16 protein-coding genes and 1 pseudogene are annotated in these 17,795 nt (G+C 64.7%); 8 read left to right on the top strand and 9 right to left on the bottom strand.

Going from position 1 to position 17,795, the window contains the following annotated elements; genetic code table 11:
• Positions 1-19: 19 nt before the first annotated feature.
• Positions 20-733 (bottom strand): UTRA domain-containing protein, encoded by a 714-nt coding sequence (locus RTH46_RS14910; protein WP_153787177.1) that lies wholly within the window; start codon positions 731-733, stop codon positions 20-22.
• 327 nt (positions 734-1,060) lie between these two features.
• Here RTH46_RS14910 and RTH46_RS14905 point away from each other — a divergent pair, with 327 nt between their 5' ends.
• From RTH46_RS14905 to RTH46_RS14880, 6 genes are all read left to right on the top strand, one after another.
• On the top strand, positions 1,061-2,119 hold the full coding sequence (locus tag RTH46_RS14905) for an ABC transporter substrate-binding protein (protein WP_153787178.1): 1,059 nt from the start codon (positions 1,061-1,063) through the stop codon (positions 2,117-2,119).
• A gap of 146 nt (positions 2,120-2,265) precedes the next feature.
• Complete coding sequence (locus RTH46_RS14900) at positions 2,266-3,072, top strand: alkaline phosphatase family protein (protein ID WP_110996264.1); 807 nt, start codon at positions 2,266-2,268, stop codon at positions 3,070-3,072.
• On the top strand, positions 3,069-3,908 hold the full coding sequence (locus RTH46_RS14895) for an ABC transporter permease (RefSeq protein ID WP_153787179.1): 840 nt from the start codon (positions 3,069-3,071) through the stop codon (positions 3,906-3,908). Before RTH46_RS14900 ends, RTH46_RS14895 begins: the two co-directional genes overlap by 4 nt.
• Complete coding sequence (locus RTH46_RS14890) at positions 3,898-4,692, top strand: ABC transporter permease (protein WP_316905992.1); 795 nt, start codon at positions 3,898-3,900, stop codon at positions 4,690-4,692. Before RTH46_RS14895 ends, RTH46_RS14890 begins: the two co-directional genes overlap by 11 nt.
• 1 nt (position 4,693) lies before the next feature.
• Complete coding sequence (locus RTH46_RS14885) at positions 4,694-5,683, top strand: ABC transporter ATP-binding protein (RefSeq protein ID WP_316905991.1); 990 nt, start codon at positions 4,694-4,696, stop codon at positions 5,681-5,683.
• A gap of 13 nt (positions 5,684-5,696) precedes the next feature.
• Positions 5,697-6,350, top strand: a complete 654-nt coding sequence (locus tag RTH46_RS14880; RefSeq protein ID WP_316905990.1) for an HAD family hydrolase — start codon at positions 5,697-5,699, stop codon at positions 6,348-6,350.
• 113 nt (positions 6,351-6,463) lie between these two features.
• On the opposite strand, the gene RTH46_RS14875 is transcribed toward RTH46_RS14880, so the two are convergent.
• A complete protein-coding gene (locus tag RTH46_RS14875; RefSeq protein WP_153787183.1) occupies positions 6,464-7,426 on the bottom strand; it encodes an NAD(P)H-quinone oxidoreductase in 963 nt (320 codons plus the stop codon).
• Positions 7,427-7,567: 141 nt separating this feature from the next.
• Between RTH46_RS14875 and RTH46_RS14870 the strand changes: the two genes are divergently transcribed.
• Both RTH46_RS14870 and RTH46_RS14865 read left to right on the top strand, forming a co-directional pair.
• Positions 7,568-9,649, top strand: coding sequence for a carboxy terminal-processing peptidase (locus RTH46_RS14870; protein WP_178125820.1), 2,082 nt, complete (start codon positions 7,568-7,570; stop codon positions 9,647-9,649).
• A gap of 108 nt (positions 9,650-9,757) precedes the next feature.
• A pseudogene (locus RTH46_RS14865) lies at positions 9,758-10,954 on the top strand (EAL domain-containing protein); the annotation flags it as partial.
• Positions 10,955-11,152: 198 nt separating this feature from the next.
• Here RTH46_RS14865 and RTH46_RS14860 read toward each other — a convergent pair.
• The 7 genes from RTH46_RS14860 to nirB all read right to left on the bottom strand — a co-directional run bounded on the left by RTH46_RS14860 (position 11,153) and on the right by nirB (position 17,520).
• On the bottom strand, positions 11,153-11,521 hold the full coding sequence (locus RTH46_RS14860; RefSeq protein ID WP_110993079.1) for a hypothetical protein: 369 nt from the start codon (positions 11,519-11,521) through the stop codon (positions 11,153-11,155).
• Positions 11,518-11,862: a helix-turn-helix transcriptional regulator gene (locus RTH46_RS14855; protein WP_316905989.1), complete on the bottom strand. Its 345-nt coding sequence runs from the start codon at positions 11,860-11,862 to the stop codon at positions 11,518-11,520. Before RTH46_RS14855 ends, RTH46_RS14860 begins: the two co-directional genes overlap by 4 nt.
• 99 nt (positions 11,863-11,961) lie before the next feature.
• Positions 11,962-12,402: a YkvA family protein gene (locus RTH46_RS14850; RefSeq protein ID WP_110993077.1), complete on the bottom strand. Its 441-nt coding sequence runs from the start codon at positions 12,400-12,402 to the stop codon at positions 11,962-11,964.
• A gap of 282 nt (positions 12,403-12,684) precedes the next feature.
• A complete protein-coding gene (locus tag RTH46_RS14845) occupies positions 12,685-13,413 on the bottom strand; it encodes an FKBP-type peptidyl-prolyl cis-trans isomerase (protein WP_153787186.1) in 729 nt (242 codons plus the stop codon).
• Positions 13,414-13,574: 161 nt separating this feature from the next.
• Entirely contained in the window at positions 13,575-14,507 is a 933-nt protein-coding gene (gene pcaQ / locus RTH46_RS14840) for a pca operon transcription factor PcaQ (protein ID WP_279847666.1), read from the bottom strand.
• A 98-nt stretch (positions 14,508-14,605) separates the two neighbouring features.
• A complete protein-coding gene (gene nirD / locus RTH46_RS14835; RefSeq protein ID WP_316905988.1) occupies positions 14,606-14,968 on the bottom strand; it encodes a nitrite reductase small subunit NirD in 363 nt (120 codons plus the stop codon).
• Positions 14,968-17,520 carry a nitrite reductase large subunit NirB gene (nirB, locus tag RTH46_RS14830; protein ID WP_316905987.1) on the bottom strand — a complete coding sequence of 851 codons (2,553 nt, stop codon included), beginning with the start codon at positions 17,518-17,520 and terminating at the stop codon, positions 14,968-14,970. The genes nirD and nirB overlap by 1 nt, the downstream gene beginning before the upstream one ends.
• Between the last annotated feature and the right edge of the window lie 275 nt (positions 17,521-17,795).

Below are 17,795 nucleotides of genomic sequence, written 5' to 3'. Positions count from 1 at the left end.
TTGCCCCGCGATGTTCACCTTACCCCGCCTCGGCGCGAATACGGATCGCATCGTGCCGCCAATACTCCAGGTCGCAGTCGATCAAGCGCCCACGCTGATCGCTGTTGACCCGGGTGATATGCAGCCCCGGGCTGCCCGCTGACACTTTCAGCGCACTGGCAGCCTCCACCGGCAAGGCGGTCGGCAGAATTTCGAAACACACCTGACCATACTGAATGCCGTACTCCCGGCCATAAATCTCGGTCAGCGACTGCGCCAGGTCCTGTTCGAGAATCCCAGGGAAGTACCTCGGGTTGAGGTAATGCTCGGCATACAACACCGCCCGTCCGTCGATCCGCCGCAAACGACAGATCCGCACCACGCTGGACAGCGCCGGCAGGCGCAGGCGCGCGCAGATGGCCGCCGGGGCCGGTTGCAGCCGCGCCGACAGCAGCTCGGTACTGGGCAACCGCCCCTGGTCACGCACCATCGCATGGAAGTGGCTGCGCTCGATCAGGTCGTAGGTCAGCCGTTCGGGGGCAACGAACCAGCCACGCCGCTCCTCGCGGTAGATCAGGCCCTGGGCCTCCAGCTGCACCAGTGCCTCGCGCAGGGTGATGCGGGTGGTGTCGAACACCTCGCTGAGCTTGCGTTCGGCCGGCAGCTTGCCGCCCGGCGCCAGCAGGCCGTGTTCGATCTGCTCCTGCAGGGCATGGCAGATGGCTGTTACCGCACGCGGTGGCGTCGCTTGCATCAAAGGTTACCTATCTGGACTAGTCCAGCCCCAGAACAGGGCATAAGGAGCGTAGTGCAAGCCTAGTCACGGCTGATGAACATCCTGTGACAAAGGCTTTTGCCGGGGCTTGCCAGATCCGGGCCAGCCCCCGTGAATCAAGGCTTTCGATCTGGTCTACGCTGTATTGCCAGGGCCTGCGGCGAACCCTGGCGGCCCGTCCCTTACATCAAACTGTCACGCAACCGGCCTACCTTGGCTCAAGGTTTGCTGACCTAGACCAACGGTTGGCAGGCACCGCTTCACCACATAACAACGATTGCAAGGCACCCACCCAAGGAGCTTCGGATGAAAAAGTTGTTCATGGCGTCACTGCTCGGTTCGGCCATCGCGTTCTGCACCACGGCCATGGCCGAAGACCTCAAGGCCCTGGAAGATGCCGCCCGCAAGGAAGGCACGGTCAACAGCGTGGGCATGCCCGATGCCTGGGCCAACTGGAAAGGCACCTGGGAAGACCTGGCGAGCAAGTACGGCCTCAAGCACAGCGACACCGACATGAGCTCGGCCCAGGAAGTGGCCAAGTTCGATGCCGAGAAGGAAAACGCCAGCGCCGACATCGGCGACGTGGGTGCCGCCTTCGGCCCGATCGCCACCAGCAAGGGCGTGACCCAGCCCTACAAGCCAAGCACCTGGGAGCAGGTCCCGGCCTGGGCCAAGGACCAGGACGGCCACTGGGCGCTGGCCTATACCGGCACCATCGCCTTCATCATCAACAAGGACCTGGTCAAGGAAGGCGAGCGCCCCACCAGCTGGCACGACCTGGAAAAGGGCAAGTACAAGGTCGCCATCGGTGACGTAGGCACCGCCGCCCAGGCCGCCAACGGCGTGCTGGCCGCCGCCATCGCCTACAAGGGCGACGAGAAGAACATCGAGCCGGGCCTGCAACTGTTCACCAAGCTGGCCCAGCAAAAACGCCTGTCGCTGGCCAACCCGACTATCCAGACCATCGAGAAGGGCGAGATCGAAGTCGGCGTGGTGTGGGACTTCAACGGCCTGAGCTACCGCGAGCAGATCGACCCCAAGCGCTTCGAAGTGCTGATCCCGTCCGATGGTTCGGTGATTTCCGGCTACACCACCATCATCAACAAGTACGCCAAGCACCCGAACGCGGCCAAGCTGACGCGTGAGTACATCTTCAGCGATGCAGGGCAGATCAACCTGGCCAAGGGCCACGCCCGGCCGATCCGTGCCGAGCACCTGAAACTGCCGGCCGACGTGCAGGCCAAGCTGCTGCCCAACGAGCAGTACAAGGCTGTCCAGCCGATCAAGGACGCCGCGGCCTGGGAAGCGACCTCCAAGGCCCTGCCGCAGAAGTGGCAGGAGCAAGTGATCATCGAGATGGAGTAAAGGGCCAGCCTTTGTAGTGCCTGATCCGACCCTTTCGCGGGTAAACCCGCTCCCACAGGTACATCACAGGCCTTGAGCCTTGTGCAATACCTGTGGGAGCGGGTTTACCCGCGAAGAAGGCAACGCGGTATCTGACTGGAGCCACCATGCAACACAACGTCATCCTGGTCCTGCTCGACGGCCTCAACCACCAGGTCGCCCACCACGCCATGGGCCACCTGCACGCCTACGTCGAGGCCGACCGCGCCGCGCTGTATCGCGTGGAGTGCGAGCTGCCGTCGCTGTCGCGACCGCTCTACGAATGCATCCTCACCGGCGTGCCGCCGATCGACAGCGGCATCGTGCACAACAACGTCAATCGCCTGTCCAACCAGCGCAGCGTGTTCCACTACGCCCGCGAGGCCGGGCTGGGCACTGCGGCGGCGGCCTACCACTGGATGAGCGAGCTGTACAACCGCTCGCCGTTCGACCCGCTGCGCGACCGCCACACCCACGCGCCCAAGCTGCCGATCCAGCACGGCCTGTTCTACTACGCCGACCACTACCCCGATTCGCACCTGCTGGCCGACGCCGAATACCTGCGCCGGCGCCACGCGCCGAACTTCCTGCTGGTGCACCCGATGAACATCGACGACGCCGGCCACCGCCATGGCCTGGACAGCAGCCAGTACCGCAACGCCGCGCGCAGCGCCGACATCCTGCTGGCCGACTACCTGCCGCGCTGGCTGGAAGAGGGCTACCAGGTGCTGGTCACCGCCGACCACGGCATGAACAACGACCGCTCGCACAATGGCCTGCTGGCCGAGGAGCGCGAGGTGCCGCTGTTCGTCTTCGGCGACGGGTTCAGCCTGGACCCCGCAGCCAAACCGCTGCAAACCGAGCTGTGCGGCACCATCTGCGAGCTGCTGGGCGCGGCCCATGACAAGACCGTCTGCCGGGAGCTGCTCAAGTGAATGCAAGCTCCCGTGGCCGCTACCTGGCCCTGCTCTGGCTGTTGCCGTTCGCCGTGTTCTTCATCATCTTCCAGATCGCCCCGCTGGCCTGGGTGGCGATCAACAGCCTGCAAAGCGAAAGCGGCTGGGGCCTGGCCAACTTCAGCAAGGTGTTCGCCTCGAAGTTCTACCTGCAGGCGCTGCAACGCAGCCTGGAGATCAGCTTCTGGTCGAGCCTGTTCGGCATCATCATCGCGACCCTGGGTGCCTACTCGCTGCGCCGGGTCGATTCGAAACTGCGCGACTTCGTCAGCGCCTTCGCCAACATGACCAGCAACTTTGCCGGGGTGCCGCTGGCATTCGCCTTCATCATCCTGCTGGGCTTCAACGGCGCGCTGACCTTGCTGCTCAAGCAGATGGGCCTGCTCGGTGACTTCAGCATCTACTCCAAGACCGGGCTGATCCTGGTGTACACCTACTTCCAGATCCCGCTGGGCGTGCTGCTGCTCTACCCTGCCTTCGATGCCCTGCGCGAAGACTGGCGCGAATCCGCGGCATTGCTGGGGGCCAACCACTGGCAGTTCTGGCGGCATATCGGCCTGCCGGTGCTCACCCCTGCCCTGCTCGGCACCTTCGTCATCCTGCTGGCCAACGCCCTGGGCGCCTACGCCACGGTCTACGCCCTGACCACCGGCAACTTCAACGTGCTGCCGATCCGCATCGCCGGCCTTGTAGCCGGCGACATCAGCCTCGATCCGAACCTGGCCAGCGCCCTGGCCATGGTGCTGGTGGGGCTGATGACCCTGGTCACGGTGGTCCATCAGTGGCTGCTCAAGAGGAGCTACCATGCGCGCTGAAAAAAACGCCGCCGGGCTCTACCACAAGCTGGTGGTGTACCTGCTGTTCCTGATTCTGCTGCTGCCGCTGGCCGGCACCCTGCTCTACTCGCTGGCCACCAGCTGGTCGGCAACCCTGTTGCCCAGCGGCCTGACCTTCAAGTGGTTCATCGCGCTGTGGAGCGAACCGCGCTTTCTCGCCGCCTTCGGCCAGTCGCTGCTGGTGTGCGTGGGTGCGCTGCTGCTGTCGGTGGTGCTGATCCTGCCGCTGTTGTTCGTGGTGCACTACCACTTCCCGAAACTCGACGCGCTGATGAACGTGCTGATCCTGCTGCCGTTCGCGGTGCCGCCGGTGGTGTCGGCCGTGGGCCTGCTGCAGCTGTACGGCAGCGGGCCGATGGCCATGGTCGGTACGCCGTGGATCCTGATCGGCTGCTACTTCACCGTCGCCCTGCCGTTCATGTACCGGGCCATCACCAACAACCTGCAGGCGATCAACCTGCGCGACCTGATGGACGCCGCACAACTGCTCGGGGCCAGCACCTGGCAGGCCGCGTTCCTGGTGGTGCTGCCCAACCTGCGCAAGGGTCTGATGGTGGCGTTGCTGCTGTCGTTTTCGTTCCTGTTCGGCGAGTTCGTGTTCGCCAACCTGCTGGTGGGCACCCGCTACGAGACCCTGCAGGTGTACCTGAACAACATGCGCAACAGCAGCGGCCACTTCAACAGCGCGCTGGTGATCTCCTATTTCGCCTTCGTGCTGGTGCTGACCTGGGTCGCCAACCGTTTGAACAAGGACAAGACCTGACATGAGCTTCGTCAGCGTACAGAAACTGCAAAAGAGCTACGCCGGCAGCCCGGTGTTCGAAAACATCGACTGCCAGATCGAGCGCGGCGAGTTCGTCACCCTGCTCGGCCCTTCGGGCTGCGGCAAGTCCACCCTGCTGCGTTGCATCGCCGGGCTGACGCCGGTGGACAGCGGCCGTATCCTGCTCGACGGCCAGGACATCGTGCCGGTCAGCCCGCAGAAGCGCGGGATCGGCATGGTGTTCCAGAGCTACGCGCTGTTCCCCAACATGACCGTGGAGCAGAACGTCGCCTTTGGCCTGCGCATGCAGAAGGTCAAGGCCGATGAAAGCCAGGCACGGGTGCGCGAAGTGCTCGACCTGGTCGAGCTGGGCAGCTTTGCCGGGCGCTACCCGCACCAGTTGTCCGGCGGCCAGTGCCAGCGCGTGGCGCTGGCCCGCTCGCTGGTCACCCGCCCGCGCCTGCTGCTGCTCGACGAGCCGCTGTCGGCGCTGGATGCGCGTATTCGCAAGCACCTGCGCGAGCAAATCCGCGCGATCCAGCGCGAGCTGGGGTTGACCACCATCTTCGTCACCCACGACCAGGAGGAGGCGCTGACCATGTCGGACCGCATCGTCCTGATGAACCAGGGGCGCATCGTCCAGAGCGGCGATGCCGAAACCCTCTACACCGCGCCCGTCGACCTGTTCGCCGCGGGCTTCATCGGCAACTACAACCTGCTCGATGCCGACAGTGCCAGCCGCCTGCTGCAGCGCCCGGTGGCCAGCCGCCTGGCGATCCGCCCGGAGTCCATAACCCTGGGCGTGAACGGCGAACTGGACGGCGAGGTACGCAGCCACAGCCTGCTCGGTAATGTCATCCGCTACCGCGTGCAGGTGCGCGGCGTGGAGCTGGTGGTGGACGTGCTCAACCGCTCGGCGGCCGACCTGCACGCCGACGGGCAGCGTGTATCCTTGTCGATCGACCCCACGGCGCTACGGGAAGTGGCCTAAGGAGATTCAACCCATGGCATTGGCAATTTTCGATCTGGACGAAACCCTCATCCACGGCGACTGCGCGTCGCTGTGGAGCGAGCAGATGGCCCGGCTGGGCTGGGTCGACGGCAAGGCGTTCCTCAAGCGCGACCATGAACTGATGGAGGCCTACGGCAAGGGCCACCTGGCCATGGAGGACTACATGGCGTTCAGCCTGGAGCCGATCGCCGGGCGCACCCTGGAAGAGGTGGAGCACCTGGTCGAGCCGTGGGTCGAGGACGTGATCGAGCCGATCATCTATGGCGATGCCTGCCGTTGCATCGCCGAGCACCGCAAGCGTGGCGACCGCATCCTGATCATTTCCGCGAGTGGTACCCATCTGGTGGGGCCGATTGCGGCGCGGCTGGGGGTGGATGAATACCTGGCCATTGAGCTGGAGGCGGTCAACGGCGTGTTCACCGGCAAGACCCATGGTGTGCTGACCTACCGTGAAGGCAAGATCACCCGCTTGCTGGAGTGGCTGGATCAGGAGCAGGAGAACCTGGAAGGGGCGAGTTTCTATTCCGATTCGCGCAACGACTTGCCGTTGTTGCTGAAGGTGGATCATCCGCATGTGGTGAACCCGGATGCGGTGTTGCGTGAGCATGCCGATAAAAATGGATGGCCAGTCCTCAGCTGGACCTGAGGCTTTGTGCTGACCCGATCGCCGGCAAGCCGGCTCCCACATGTACCCCTGCGGCCTCGAAGCCTGTGGCGTTCCTGTGGGAGCCGGCTTGCCGGCGATGAGGCCGGAATGCCTTACACCAGGCTCGAATCGATCACCAGCACCAGCTTGCCCGACACCTGGTTGCTCTCAAGCTCGGCATAAGCCGCCTGGGCGAACTCCACCGGGTAGGTATCGACCAGTTGCGCCGACAACCGCCCCTCGGCGAACAGCGGCCACACCTGCTGCCCCAGCTCGCGCAGCAGCTCAGCCTTGAACCCGTCGTCCCGATTACGCAGCGTCGACCCAGTGACCTGCAGGCGCTTGCCCAGCACCAGCGCCAGGTCCAGCTCGACCTTGCGCCCGCCCATCAGGCCGATGATCACCCAGCGCCCATCGCGGGCCAGCAGCTTGAGGTTGAGCGGTCCGTAGCTGGCACCGACCGGATCGAGGATCACATCGAACGGCCCGAGCTGCTCCAGCGCGTCGAGGTTGGCGTTGCGCACCACACCGCCCGCCGCACCCAAGTCCTGGCAGTAAGCCAGGCGCTCATCAGAGCCGACGCTGACCCAGACCGGGTTGCCGAAGGCCTTGCACAGCTGGATCGCCGCCGAACCTACGCCGCTGGCGCCAGCATGCACCAGCACCTTCTCGCCGGCCTTGAGGCCACCCAGCTGGAAGATGTTCAGCCAGGCCGTGGCGTACACCTCGGGGATCGCCGCCGCTTCGTGAAGGCTCAGGCCTTCGGGTACCGGCAGCACGTGGCGGGCATCGACCACCACTTCTTCGGCCATGCCGCCGCCGGCCAGCAGTGCGCAGACCCGGTCACCGACGCGCCAGTCGGCGCCGGCGCCGACCTCTTCGACGATGCCGGCGCACTCCAGGCCCATGTAAGGGCTGGCTCCCGGCGGCGGTGGATAAAGGCCGGCCTTTTGCAGCAGGTCGGCGCGGTTCAGCCCCGCAGCGGCCACTCGAATGCGCACCTGCCCTGCGTCACAGGCCGGGCGTTCGGCCTCGACCCAGGCCACATGTCCGTCAACGCCTTGCAATGCCTTCACAGTGCCTCCATAGTTGAATCATATGACTGAGCCTGGGATCACCGTCCCAGGCTTTTTGCAGTATTTTCCCGGTTTCATGGAACCGGCGAACGGAAAAGACGGCCTACTATGCGTGATCAATTGCCTACACGTCGAATCAGCATGAAGCATTTCCTCCCCAGCACCGCCCTCGCCCTTGTCATCGGGCTTGGCAGCCTCACGCTCGGTGGCAATGCGGCCGCCGCCAACAAGTGGGACAGCCTGCAGCCGGACCGTGACGAAATCGTCGCCAGCCTCAACGTGGTCGAGCTGCTCAAGCGCCACCACTACAGCAAGCCGCCGCTGGACGACGCCCGTTCGGTCATCATCTATGACAGCTACATCAAGCTGCTGGACCCGGCGCGCAGCTATTTCACCGCCGCCGACATCGCCGAGTTCGACAAGTGGAAGACGCAGTTCGACGATTTCCTCAAAAGCGGCAACCTCGACCCCGGTTTCACCATCTACAAGCGCTACCTGGACCGTGTGAAGCAGCGCCTGGACTTCGCCCTGGCCGAGCTGAACAAGGGCGTCGACAAGATCGACTTCACCGTGAAAGAAGACCTGCTGGTCGACCGCAAGGACGCCCCGTGGATGAAGAACGCGGCCGAGCTCGACGACCTGTGGCGCAAACGCGTGAAGGATGAGGTGCTGCGCCAGAAGATCGCCGGCAAGGACTTCAAGCAGATCCAGGAAACCCTGACCAAGCGCTACAAGAACCAGCTGGCGCGCCTGGACCAGACCCGTGCCGAAGACATCTTCCAGGCCTACATCAACACCTTCGCCCAGTCGTACGACCCGCACACCAACTACCTGTCGCCGGACAACGCCGAGAACTTCGACATCAACATGAGCCTGTCGCTCGAAGGTATCGGCGCGGTGCTGCAGAGCGACAATGACCAGGTCAAGATCGTGCGTCTGGTGCCGGCAGGCCCCGCGGCGAAAACCAAGCAGGTGGCCCCGGCCGACAAGATCATCGGCGTGGCGCAAGGCAACAAGGAAATGGTCGACGTGGTCGGCTGGCGCCTGGACGAAGTGGTCAAGCTGATCCGTGGCCCGAAAGGCTCGGTGGTGCGCCTGGAGGTCATCCCGGCGAGCAATGCGCCGAACGACCAGACCAGCAAGATCGTCTCGATCACCCGTGAAGCGGTCAAGCTCGAAGAGCAGGCGGCGAAGAAGTCGGTGCTCAAGCTCAAGCAGGACGGCCGCGACTACAAGCTGGGGATCATCGAGATCCCGGCCTTCTACCTCGACTTCAAGGCCTATCGCGCCGGCGACCCGGATTACAAGAGCACCACCCGCGACGTCAAGAAGCTGCTCACCGAGCTGCAGAAAGAGAAAGTCGACGGTGTGGTGATCGATCTGCGCAACAACGGCGGTGGCTCGCTGCAGGAAGCCACCGAGCTGACCAGCCTGTTCATCGAAAAAGGCCCGACCGTGCTGGTGCGTAACAGCGACGGCCGCGTGGATGTGCTCGAAGACGAAAACCCTGGCGCCTTCTACAAAGGCCCGCTGGCGCTGCTGGTCAACCGCCTCTCGGCCTCGGCCTCGGAGATCTTCGCCGGCGCCATGCAGGACTATCACCGCGCACTGATCATCGGTGGCCAGACCTTCGGCAAGGGCACCGTGCAGACCATCCAGCCGCTCAACCATGGCGAGCTCAAGCTGACGCTGGCCAAGTTCTACCGGGTTTCCGGGCAGAGCACCCAGCACCAGGGCGTGCTGCCGGACATCGCCTACCCGTCGATCATCGACACCAAGGAAATCGGTGAGAGCGCCCTGCCCGAAGCCATGCCGTGGGACACCATCCGCCCGGTGGTCAAGCCAGTGGCCGACCCGTTCAAGCCGTACCTGGCCCAGCTCAAGGCACAGCATGAAGCGCGCAGCGTCAAGGATGCCGAGTTTGCCTACATCCGTGACCGCCTGGCCCTGACCCAGAAGCTGATGGACGAGAAGACCGTCAGCCTCAACGAGCAGGACCGCCGTGCGCGCCACGACCAGATCGAGGCCAAGCAGCTGGCGCTGGAGAACATCCGCCGCAAGGCCAAGGGCGAAGAACCGCTCAAAGAGCTGAAAAAAGAAGACGAGGACGCGCTGCCGGCCGAGCCGGACGACACCAAACCGGAAGACGACGCCTACCTGTCGGAGACCGGGCGCATCCTGCTCGACTACCTGAGCTTGAGCACTTCGGTGGCCAAGCACTGAGGTGATGGCAATATAATGTGAGCCGTCATCAAACAGTCATCTGGCTGTCGTGAAATAGAAGGGCCGAGCGTGAAAACGCCCGGCCTTTTTCTATTCAGGAAGCAGTCCATGACCGTCACCGAACAGCTCAGCGCACTGAGCGCCATCCTGGCTCAACGTAGCGTGCACTGCCTGTTCCAGCCCATCGTCTGTCTTTCCGAAGGGCGCATTCTCGGCTATGAAGCCTTGAGTCGCGGCCCCTCCAACAGCCCGCTGCATTCGCCACTGAACCTGTTCGCCATCGCCCGCCAGGCCGGGCGCCTCAGCGAACTGGAAGTGCTGTGCCGCGAAACCGCGTGCCGGCGTTTTGCCGAGCAGAACCTTGAGGGCAAGCTGTTCCTCAACGTCTCCCCCGAGTCCTTGCTTGAACCGCACTACCCTTCCGGGCGCACCCTGAAGATGCTCGAACAGGTCGGCCTGTCGCCCAGCCGGGTGGTCATCGAACTGACCGAGCAGACGCCCACCGAAGACTTCCAGCTGCTGTTCAACGCCCTGCACCATTACCGCGACATGGGTTTCTCGATTGCCCTGGATGATCTGGGCGCCGGCTATTCCAGCCTGCGCCTGTGGTCGGAGCTGCGCCCGGACTACGTGAAGATCGACCGCCATTTCATCGACGGCATCCACCAGGACCCGCTCAAGCGCGAGTTCGTCGGTTCGATCCTGCAAATCGCTCGCGCTTCACGTGCCCAGGTGATCGCCGAAGGCATTGAGCTGGCGGAAGAGCTGACGGTATTGGCTGAAATGGGCGTTGAGCTGTTGCAGGGCTACCTGCTTGGCCGCCCTCAGGAGAGCGCTGCGCGTGAATGCGCGATCCTGCCGCCCCTGGGGCCGGGCGCGTTGAACGAAGGCAGCGCCGACCTTGGCGCCCTGCTCATCCAGCAGCCAGCGGTGCCTCTGGAAACCGCCACCCAGCAGGTGTTGGAGGCCTTCCGCGGCCAGTCCGACCTCAACTCCCTCGCCGTACTGGACCAACAGGGCAAGCCCTGTGGCATCGTCCACCGCCATGCGTTGCACGAAGCCCTGCTCGAGCCTTCGAGCTGCAACCTGTCGGCAGCCAAGCCCATCAGCCAACTGATGAGCACGGACTTTGTGGTGGTCGAGCGTGGACAATCGCTGCAGCAGGTCAGCCGCCTGCTGACCAGCCGTGCGCAACAGCGTATCGAGGATGCGTTCATCATTACCCAGGGCGGCCGTTACCTGGGGCTGGGGCGGGTGATCGACGTGCTCAAGCTGATCACCGAACAACAGAGCGAGCGGGCCCGCGATCTAAGCGCCTGTTGTTAGGTGAGCAGGCGCATGTGAAAGCAAGCGTCCAAGCGGCACGTATCCTGTGGGAGCGGGTTTACCGGAGTGCCGGACCACCGCGCCGCCTGCTTCGCGGGTAAACCCGCTCCCACAGAAGTTGCGCAGCGCTGGTGGGAGCTGGCTTGCCAGCGATGGGGCCGGCACTGCCGACCCGATTCACGCCTCTTCCGGATACCGGTACTCGAACACCCGCACCACTTCCGAGGCATGCCACGACGCCGCCTCCATGCCATCTACCGGCCCGTTGAACCTGCCCAGCCGCTCTACGCACTCGAAAAAACCGGTACGTGGCAGGCGGCTGGCGCCCTGGCTGATCACCAGCGAACTGCGCAACGGCTGCTCGGCACGGGCGTCGAGCAGCGCCAGGTACTCCAGGGCGGCGGTCAGTGTCTGCATGGCCGGGCTGGGTAGCTGGAGGCGTTCGAGCAATGCACGGTAAGTGAGCAGGTGGCGTTGTCGGCGGGCCAGGTCGAGCTCGGTCAGCAGACTCTCCCAGTGCTGACGGCTGATCCTGACCTGGCTCATGACGGCTCGCTCCAGCCACCAATGCCCAGGTGCCAGGCCAGACTGCGCAGGATCGCTGCGTCAGGGCGGCGCTCGCCGGACTCGATCATCGCCAGGTAAACCGGGCTGATACCCACCGTACGCGCCAGTTGCTCGGGGGCCAGGCCCTTGGCCTGACGCAACGACGCCAGCTCGTCCAAGGAACGCAGGCTCGCGCTCTGGGTTGTGCTTTCGACAGTGTCGCTGTTGCCGGGCGCCGTGGCAGGTGCCTGGCCCGCAGCGGCCAGCAGCGCCTGATACTGCTCCCAGGGAACCACTGCGTACTCGGGCTGACCGTCCCGGCTGATGACCTGAATACCCATACAACCCCCTTGACGTTGGATCACGGCATGTAATCCCTAGGCATAACGCTTATGCCAATTATATTACCAACCTCGGGGGTCTGTGCGCTCGCTGCTTGTTCAGCGGTTGGGACGCTCCAGGCGCAGCGCCTCGGGCGTGTCCGGCAAGCGCTCGACCACCCGCAGTTTCTCCGGCGCCTGGCTGTCGCGCCAGGCCCTGAAGCGGCTCAGCTCATCGGCCACGGTCTTGAGTACCCAACCGAGCACGGCAATATCGTCAAGCAGGCCCACACCCAGCAACCAGTCGGGGATAGCATCGAGGGGGCTGACGAAATACAGCAGCCCCGCAACGATGGTCACCAGCGCCTTGGGGCTCACGGCGCGGTACTCGCCGCGCCACCAGGCCAGGCACAGGGCCTGCATCAGCCGCACATCCTCGCGCAACTGGCCAAGCTTGGGCCCCTTGCGCGCGACCGCGAACAACAGTGCCGGCAAACGGCCACGGCTGAGCAGGCGCTCGGCAAGCGGCAGAAAACGGGCGAAATTCCAGGGAGCGCTCATGCAACCTCCAGAGCAACGGACAGTTATCCACATTTATTGTGGATAACCTTGTGAACAGGACCGCCTTTGCGCCGCTCGGTGCCCGCAGGACAAGGGCCGGGCACGGATCGGGCGTTTTTTACACAGTCGTTTCAATCGCGCAAACGTTTTGCGACAACCCGCCGCAGGACCACCTACGGCATTGCTTGCGACAGTGAAGGACGCCAGCGGTTCGCGTCAACCACCGGCAAAAACGACGACGCCCCGTTTAAACGGGGCGTCGTTGTACAGCAAAGGATGCGCTTATTCAGACTGGGCTGGTTCGGCGTCCTGCTTGCTCGGGTCTTTGATGCCCAGCAGTTCCAGGTCGAAGACCAGGACCGAGTTGGCCGGGATCAGCGGGCTCGGGCTCTGGGCGCCGTAGGCCAGCTCGGCCGGGATGTACAGCTTGTACTTCTCGCCGACATGCATCAGTTGCAGGCCTTCGACCCAACCCGGGATCACGCCGCTGACCGGCAGGTCGATGGGCGCGCCGCGCTCGACGGAGCTGTCGAACACCTTGCCATCGATCAGCTTGCCTTCGTAGTGAACGGTCACTACGTCAGTCGGTTTTGGCTGCGGGCCATCGGCCTTCTTCACCACTTCGTACTGCAGGCCCGAAGCCGTGGTGACCACGCCGGCCTTCTTGGCGTTTTCTTCCAGGAACTTCTTGCCGGTGGCGGCAGCTTCTTCGCTGGCCTTGGCCAGGCGTTCTTCGGCGCGCTTCTGCAGGGCGGAGAAGGCCTCGACCAGCTCTTCGTCCTTCAGGCGCTGTTCTTTCTTGCCGATCGCGTCCTCGATACCTTGGGCGACAGCTTTCGAATCCAGGTCGTCCATGCCTTCCTGAGCCAGGCTCTTGCCCATGTTCAGGCCGATACCGTAGGAAGCTTTCTGTGCCGGAGTCTTGAGTTCGACGCTGCTGGTCTGGGCATCGCAGCCCGCCAGCACCAGACCTACCAGGGCAACCGCAGCCGCCAGACGAGTTTGTTTCATGCTGATTCCTTGTTCATGCGCCAGAGGGGCAAATCAGGGTAAAGCCGCGAGCTTATCAGGCGGCCACGACCAATGGCTACCGGCATAAGAGCCAGGAAAGCCTGATAAGTTCCGGTATTGAAACTGCTGATGTCAGGGCACAGGGCCGTGCAGTGCCCCACTCAGGGGTACAGGCCGTCCCGGTACTGCCCGGCCACCTCGCGCAGCACCTCGCACACCCACTGCGCGGGCAGGCTCGGCGGCACGGCGGCATTGCGGCAGATGCCCACCGAACCGCCCGGCTCGCGCACGCCCAGGTCCAGCTCGGCCAGCTCGTTGCGGCGCAGGTCGAGCAACACCGCGTCGCGCGGCGCCACCCACAGCGCATCGCTGCCCAGCAGGTAACGGCGGCTCAAGGCCAGCGACAGGGTTTCCAGGCGTTGTGCCGGCAGCGGGATTCCGCACTGCACGAACAGGCTGTCGGCGTGCTGGCGAATGGTGGTGCCCTGGGGCGGCAGCACCAGCGGGTAAGCCCCCACCTGCGCCCACTCCACCGGCGTGCTGGCCAGCAGCGGGTGGCCCGGGCGCACCACCACGGCCATCGATTCGCTGTACAGGTGCTCGAACGACAGGCCCTGGATCTGCGGGCTGTCGGTCATGCGCCCGACCACCAGCTCCAATTCGCCAAGGCGCAGTTGCCCGAGCAATTGCGCGCTGACCCCGGTGACCACGCTGATCACCAGCGCTTCATGGCGCTGGTGCAGGCGGCACAGCACTTCGGGCATCAGCAGGCCCTCGACTGTCGACAGCACACCAATACGCACCTGCGAGGGCGTCCTGGCATCGCCACGCACACTGCCCACGCCATCGCGCAGGGCCTGCACGCTGGGCCCGGCGTAACGCATGAAACGGGTGCCGGCGGGGGTCAGGGTGACGCCCAGGTGGGTGCGCTCGAACAGCCGCGCTTCGAGCAGGTCTTCCAGCTCCTTGAGGGTCTTGGAGATGGCCGGCTGGCTGATGGCAAGTACATCGGCGGCACGGGCCAGGCTGCCCTGCCGGGCAATCTCCAGGAAGCACAGCAGGTGGCGGAACTTGATGCGGGTGTCGAGGTTCATGCACGGCAGTGTATCTGCGCGGGGATGCTCTGTAATCCGATCCATTGCACATGCCTTGGGGTTGCCAGGGGCGCTGCGCCCCAAGCAAGATCAAACCGTCAGCCCAAGCCAATCTCCACCTGCCCCGCCACCACCCGCACCGGCCACACCCGCAACTGCTGCGCGGCATCCTCCAGGCAACGCCCGTCCTGCAAGCTGAAGTGCTGCTTGTACAACGGCGCCGCCACCACCAGCTCGCCCTGCAGGCTGCCCACCAGCCCGCGGCCGATGATATTGGCCCCCGAGCGCGGGTCGCGGTTGTCGATGGCGTACAGCGCCTGCTCGTGCCCGGGCAGGTAGAACAGCGCCACTTGCTCGCCTTCATGCCATACCACCACGCCGGAATCGGCGACCAGGTCGGCGGCCTGGCACACGGCCTGCCAGCTTGATTGGTTTGCTACAGCAGCATTGGACAGGTTCATCAGACAGCCTCCTCATGGGTCGGGATCAGGTGCAGCGCTGCAGCAGGCCGGCGCTGGCCGCGCTCGCGAACGAAGTGCACATCGGGGTCGGCGCGCCGGTCGTTGACGAAGGTGCGGAAGCGCTTGAGTTTTTCCGGGTCGTTCAGGGCGTTGGCCCACTCGCATTCATACTGCTCGACCACATGCTGCATCTGCGCTTCCAGCTCGGCGGCCAGGCCCAGGCTGTCGTCGAGGATCACCTGCTTGAGGTAGTCCAGCCCGCCGTCCAGGCCTTCGCGCCAGACCGAGGTGCGCTGCAGCTTGTCGGCGGTGCGGATGTAGAACATCAGCACCCGGTCGATCAGCCGCACCAGGGTTTCATCGTCCAGGTCGGTGGCGAACAGCTCGGCGTGGCGCGGGCGCATGCCGCCGTTGCCGCACACGTACAGGTTCCAGCCCTTGTCGGTGGCGATCACGCCGATGTCCTTGCTCTGTGCCTCGGCGCACTCGCGGGTGCAGCCAGACACCGCGAACTTGAGCTTGTGCGGCGAGCGCAGGCCCTTGTAGCGGTCCTCCAGGCGCAGGGCCATGGCCACGCTGTCCTGCACGCCGTAGCGGCACCAGGTGCTGCCCACGCACGACTTCACCGTGCGGGTCGACTTGCCGTAGGCGTGGCCGGTCTCGAACCCGGCCTCGATCAGCTCGCCCCAGATCAGCGGCAGCTCGTGCAGTTGGGCGCCGAACAGGTCGATGCGCTGGCCGCCGGTGATCTTGGTGTAAAGGTCGTATTTCTTTGCCACCTGGCCGATCACGATGAGTTTTTCCGGAGTGATCTCGCCGCCGGGGATGCGCGGCACCACCGAGTAGGTGCCGTTCTTCTGCATGTTGGCCATGAAGGTGTCGTTGGTGTCCTGCAGCGGCACCAGCGCCGGGTCCATGATCGGCTGGTTCCAGCATGAGGCGAGGATGTTGCCCACCGCCGGTTTGCAGATGTCGCAGCCGACATGGCCCTTGCCGTGGCGTTCGAGCAGCTCGTGGAAGCTGCGGATGCCCTCGACCCGCACCAGGCCGTAAAGCTCCTGGCGGGTGTAGGCGAAGTGCTCGCACAGGCTCTTGTCGACGGTCACGCCGCGTGCGGTGAGCTCGTGTTCGAACACTTGCTTGAGCAGCGCCGCGCAGCCGCCGCAACCGCTGGTGGCCTTGGTGCAGCTCTTGACCGCCGCCAGGTCGGCGCAGCCGCTGTCGATGGCCGCGCACACCGCGCCCTTGCTGACGTTGTGGCACGAACAGATGGTCGCGCTGTCGGGCAGTGCATCGGCGCCCAGCGCCGGCGCGCCGCCGCCCTGGGGCAGGATCAGCGCGGCCGGGTCGGCCGGCAGTTTGATGCCGTTCTGGGCGTATTGCAGCAGGGTGTCGTAATAGCTGTTGTCGCCCACCAGCACCGCGCCGATCACGTGCTTGCCGCTGGCGTCCACCACCAGCCGGCGGTAGCTGGCGTTGGCCTCGTCGATGAAGCGGTAGCTGCGCGCGCCCGGCGTGGCGCCGTGGGCATCGCCGATGGAGCCGACATCCACCCCCAGCAGCTTGAGCTTGGTCGACATGTCGGCACCGGTGAATTCGCCGGCTGCCGCCCCCATCAGCAGCGCCGCCAGGTTGCGCGCCATGGCGTAGCCCGGGGCGACCAGGCCGAACACGCTGCCGTTCCACGAGGCGCACTCGCCGATGGCGAAAATATTCGGGTCGCTGGTGCGGCAATGATTGTCGATCACCACACCACCCCGGGCGGCGATCTCCAGGCCGCTGGCCCTGCCCAGGGCATCCTGCGGGCGGATACCGGCAGAGAACACGATCAGGTCGGTTTCCAGGTGCTCGCCGCCGTCGAAGTTCATGCGGTAGCGGTAGTCTTCACCGGCAGTCACCGACTGGGTGGCGCGGGACAGGTGCACGCCCACGCCCAGCGCTTCGATCTGCGCCTTGAGTGCCGCGCCACCGTCGATGTCCAATTGCACCGGCATCAGCCGGGGCGCGAACTCCACCACATGGGCTTGCAGCCCCAGCGACTTGAGGGCGTTGGCCGCTTCCAGCCCCAGCAGGCCACCGCCGACCACAACGCCACGGCGGGCGTCGCTGGCGGCGGCGCGGATCGCATCGAGGTCATCGAGGGTGCGGTAGACCAGGCGGGCGTTGCCACTGCAGCCCTCGACCGGCGGCACGAACGGGTAGGAACCAGTGGCCAGCACCAGCTGGTCGTAGCCGTAACGGCCTTCGGCCGTGACTACCTCGCAGCGCTCACGGTCAATCTGCAGCACCGCCTCGCCCAGGTGCAGGTGCACGCCGTGGTCGCCGTAATAGCCCTGCCCGCACAGGGCCAGGGTTTCGGCGCAGCTACCAGCGAAGTACTCCGACAGGTGTACCCGGTCGTAGGCACGCTGGCGCTCTTCACCGAACACATGCAGCTCGAAGCGCTCGAGTGCGCCCTGCCCGATCAGTTGTTCGACACAGTGGTGGCCGACCATGCCGTTGCCGACGATGACCAGTCGTGCCCGTTGTGCGCCGTTCGCTGTTGCCTTCATAGCTGTTCCTCGATCACGGAAAACAAAAAGGCGCCTGGAGCGTAAGCTCCAGGCGCCTTTGCCTGTACTCATCAATGTGAGGCCCCTGGGTTGATCGCCGTTGATCAGTGGGGCTGTTGTGAATCTGTCAAAGCAGAGACTGTGCCAAGACCTTCATGTCAGGTTGCTTCACTGGCCTCTTCGCGGGTAAACCCGCTCCCATAGGGCCTGCACTGCTCCTGTAGGAGCGGGTTTACCCGCGAAGAGGCCGGTACAGGCAACCCCCAAATGCACAG

Source organism: Pseudomonas sp. zfem004 (assembly GCF_032621715.1).
Lineage (GTDB): Bacteria > Pseudomonadota > Gammaproteobacteria > Pseudomonadales > Pseudomonadaceae > Aquipseudomonas > Aquipseudomonas sichuanensis.
This window is presented reverse-complemented; position numbering and strand designations above follow the sequence as displayed.

What these genes read in the sequence shown, in the direction of transcription:
- RTH46_RS14860 (WP_110993079.1), bottom strand. Translation starts at nt 11,521, where the DNA reads ATGAGCCAGGTCAGGATCAGCCGTCAGCACTGGGAGAGTCTGCTGACC.
- RTH46_RS14845 (WP_153787186.1), bottom strand. Translation starts at nt 13,413, where the DNA reads ATGAAACAAACTCGTCTGGCGGCTGCGGTTGCCCTGGTAGGTCTGGTG.
- pcaQ (WP_279847666.1), bottom strand. Translation starts at nt 14,507, where the DNA reads ATGAACCTCGACACCCGCATCAAGTTCCGCCACCTGCTGTGCTTCCTG.
- RTH46_RS14885 (WP_316905991.1), top strand. Translation starts at nt 4,694, where the DNA reads ATGAGCTTCGTCAGCGTACAGAAACTGCAAAAGAGCTACGCCGGCAGC.
- RTH46_RS14880 (WP_316905990.1), top strand. Translation starts at nt 5,697, where the DNA reads ATGGCATTGGCAATTTTCGATCTGGACGAAACCCTCATCCACGGCGAC.
- RTH46_RS14855 (WP_316905989.1), bottom strand. Translation starts at nt 11,862, where the DNA reads ATGGGTATTCAGGTCATCAGCCGGGACGGTCAGCCCGAGTACGCAGTG.
- RTH46_RS14900 (WP_110996264.1), top strand. Translation starts at nt 2,266, where the DNA reads ATGCAACACAACGTCATCCTGGTCCTGCTCGACGGCCTCAACCACCAG.
- nirB (WP_316905987.1), bottom strand. Translation starts at nt 17,520, where the DNA reads ATGAAGGCAACAGCGAACGGCGCACAACGGGCACGACTGGTCATCGTC.
- RTH46_RS14870 (WP_178125820.1), top strand. Translation starts at nt 7,568, where the DNA reads ATGAAGCATTTCCTCCCCAGCACCGCCCTCGCCCTTGTCATCGGGCTT.
- RTH46_RS14905 (WP_153787178.1), top strand. Translation starts at nt 1,061, where the DNA reads ATGAAAAAGTTGTTCATGGCGTCACTGCTCGGTTCGGCCATCGCGTTC.
- nirD (WP_316905988.1), bottom strand. Translation starts at nt 14,968, where the DNA reads ATGAACCTGTCCAATGCTGCTGTAGCAAACCAATCAAGCTGGCAGGCC.
- RTH46_RS14910 (WP_153787177.1), bottom strand. Translation starts at nt 733, where the DNA reads ATGCAAGCGACGCCACCGCGTGCGGTAACAGCCATCTGCCATGCCCTG.
- RTH46_RS14890 (WP_316905992.1), top strand. Translation starts at nt 3,898, where the DNA reads ATGCGCGCTGAAAAAAACGCCGCCGGGCTCTACCACAAGCTGGTGGTG.
- RTH46_RS14850 (WP_110993077.1), bottom strand. Translation starts at nt 12,402, where the DNA reads ATGAGCGCTCCCTGGAATTTCGCCCGTTTTCTGCCGCTTGCCGAGCGC.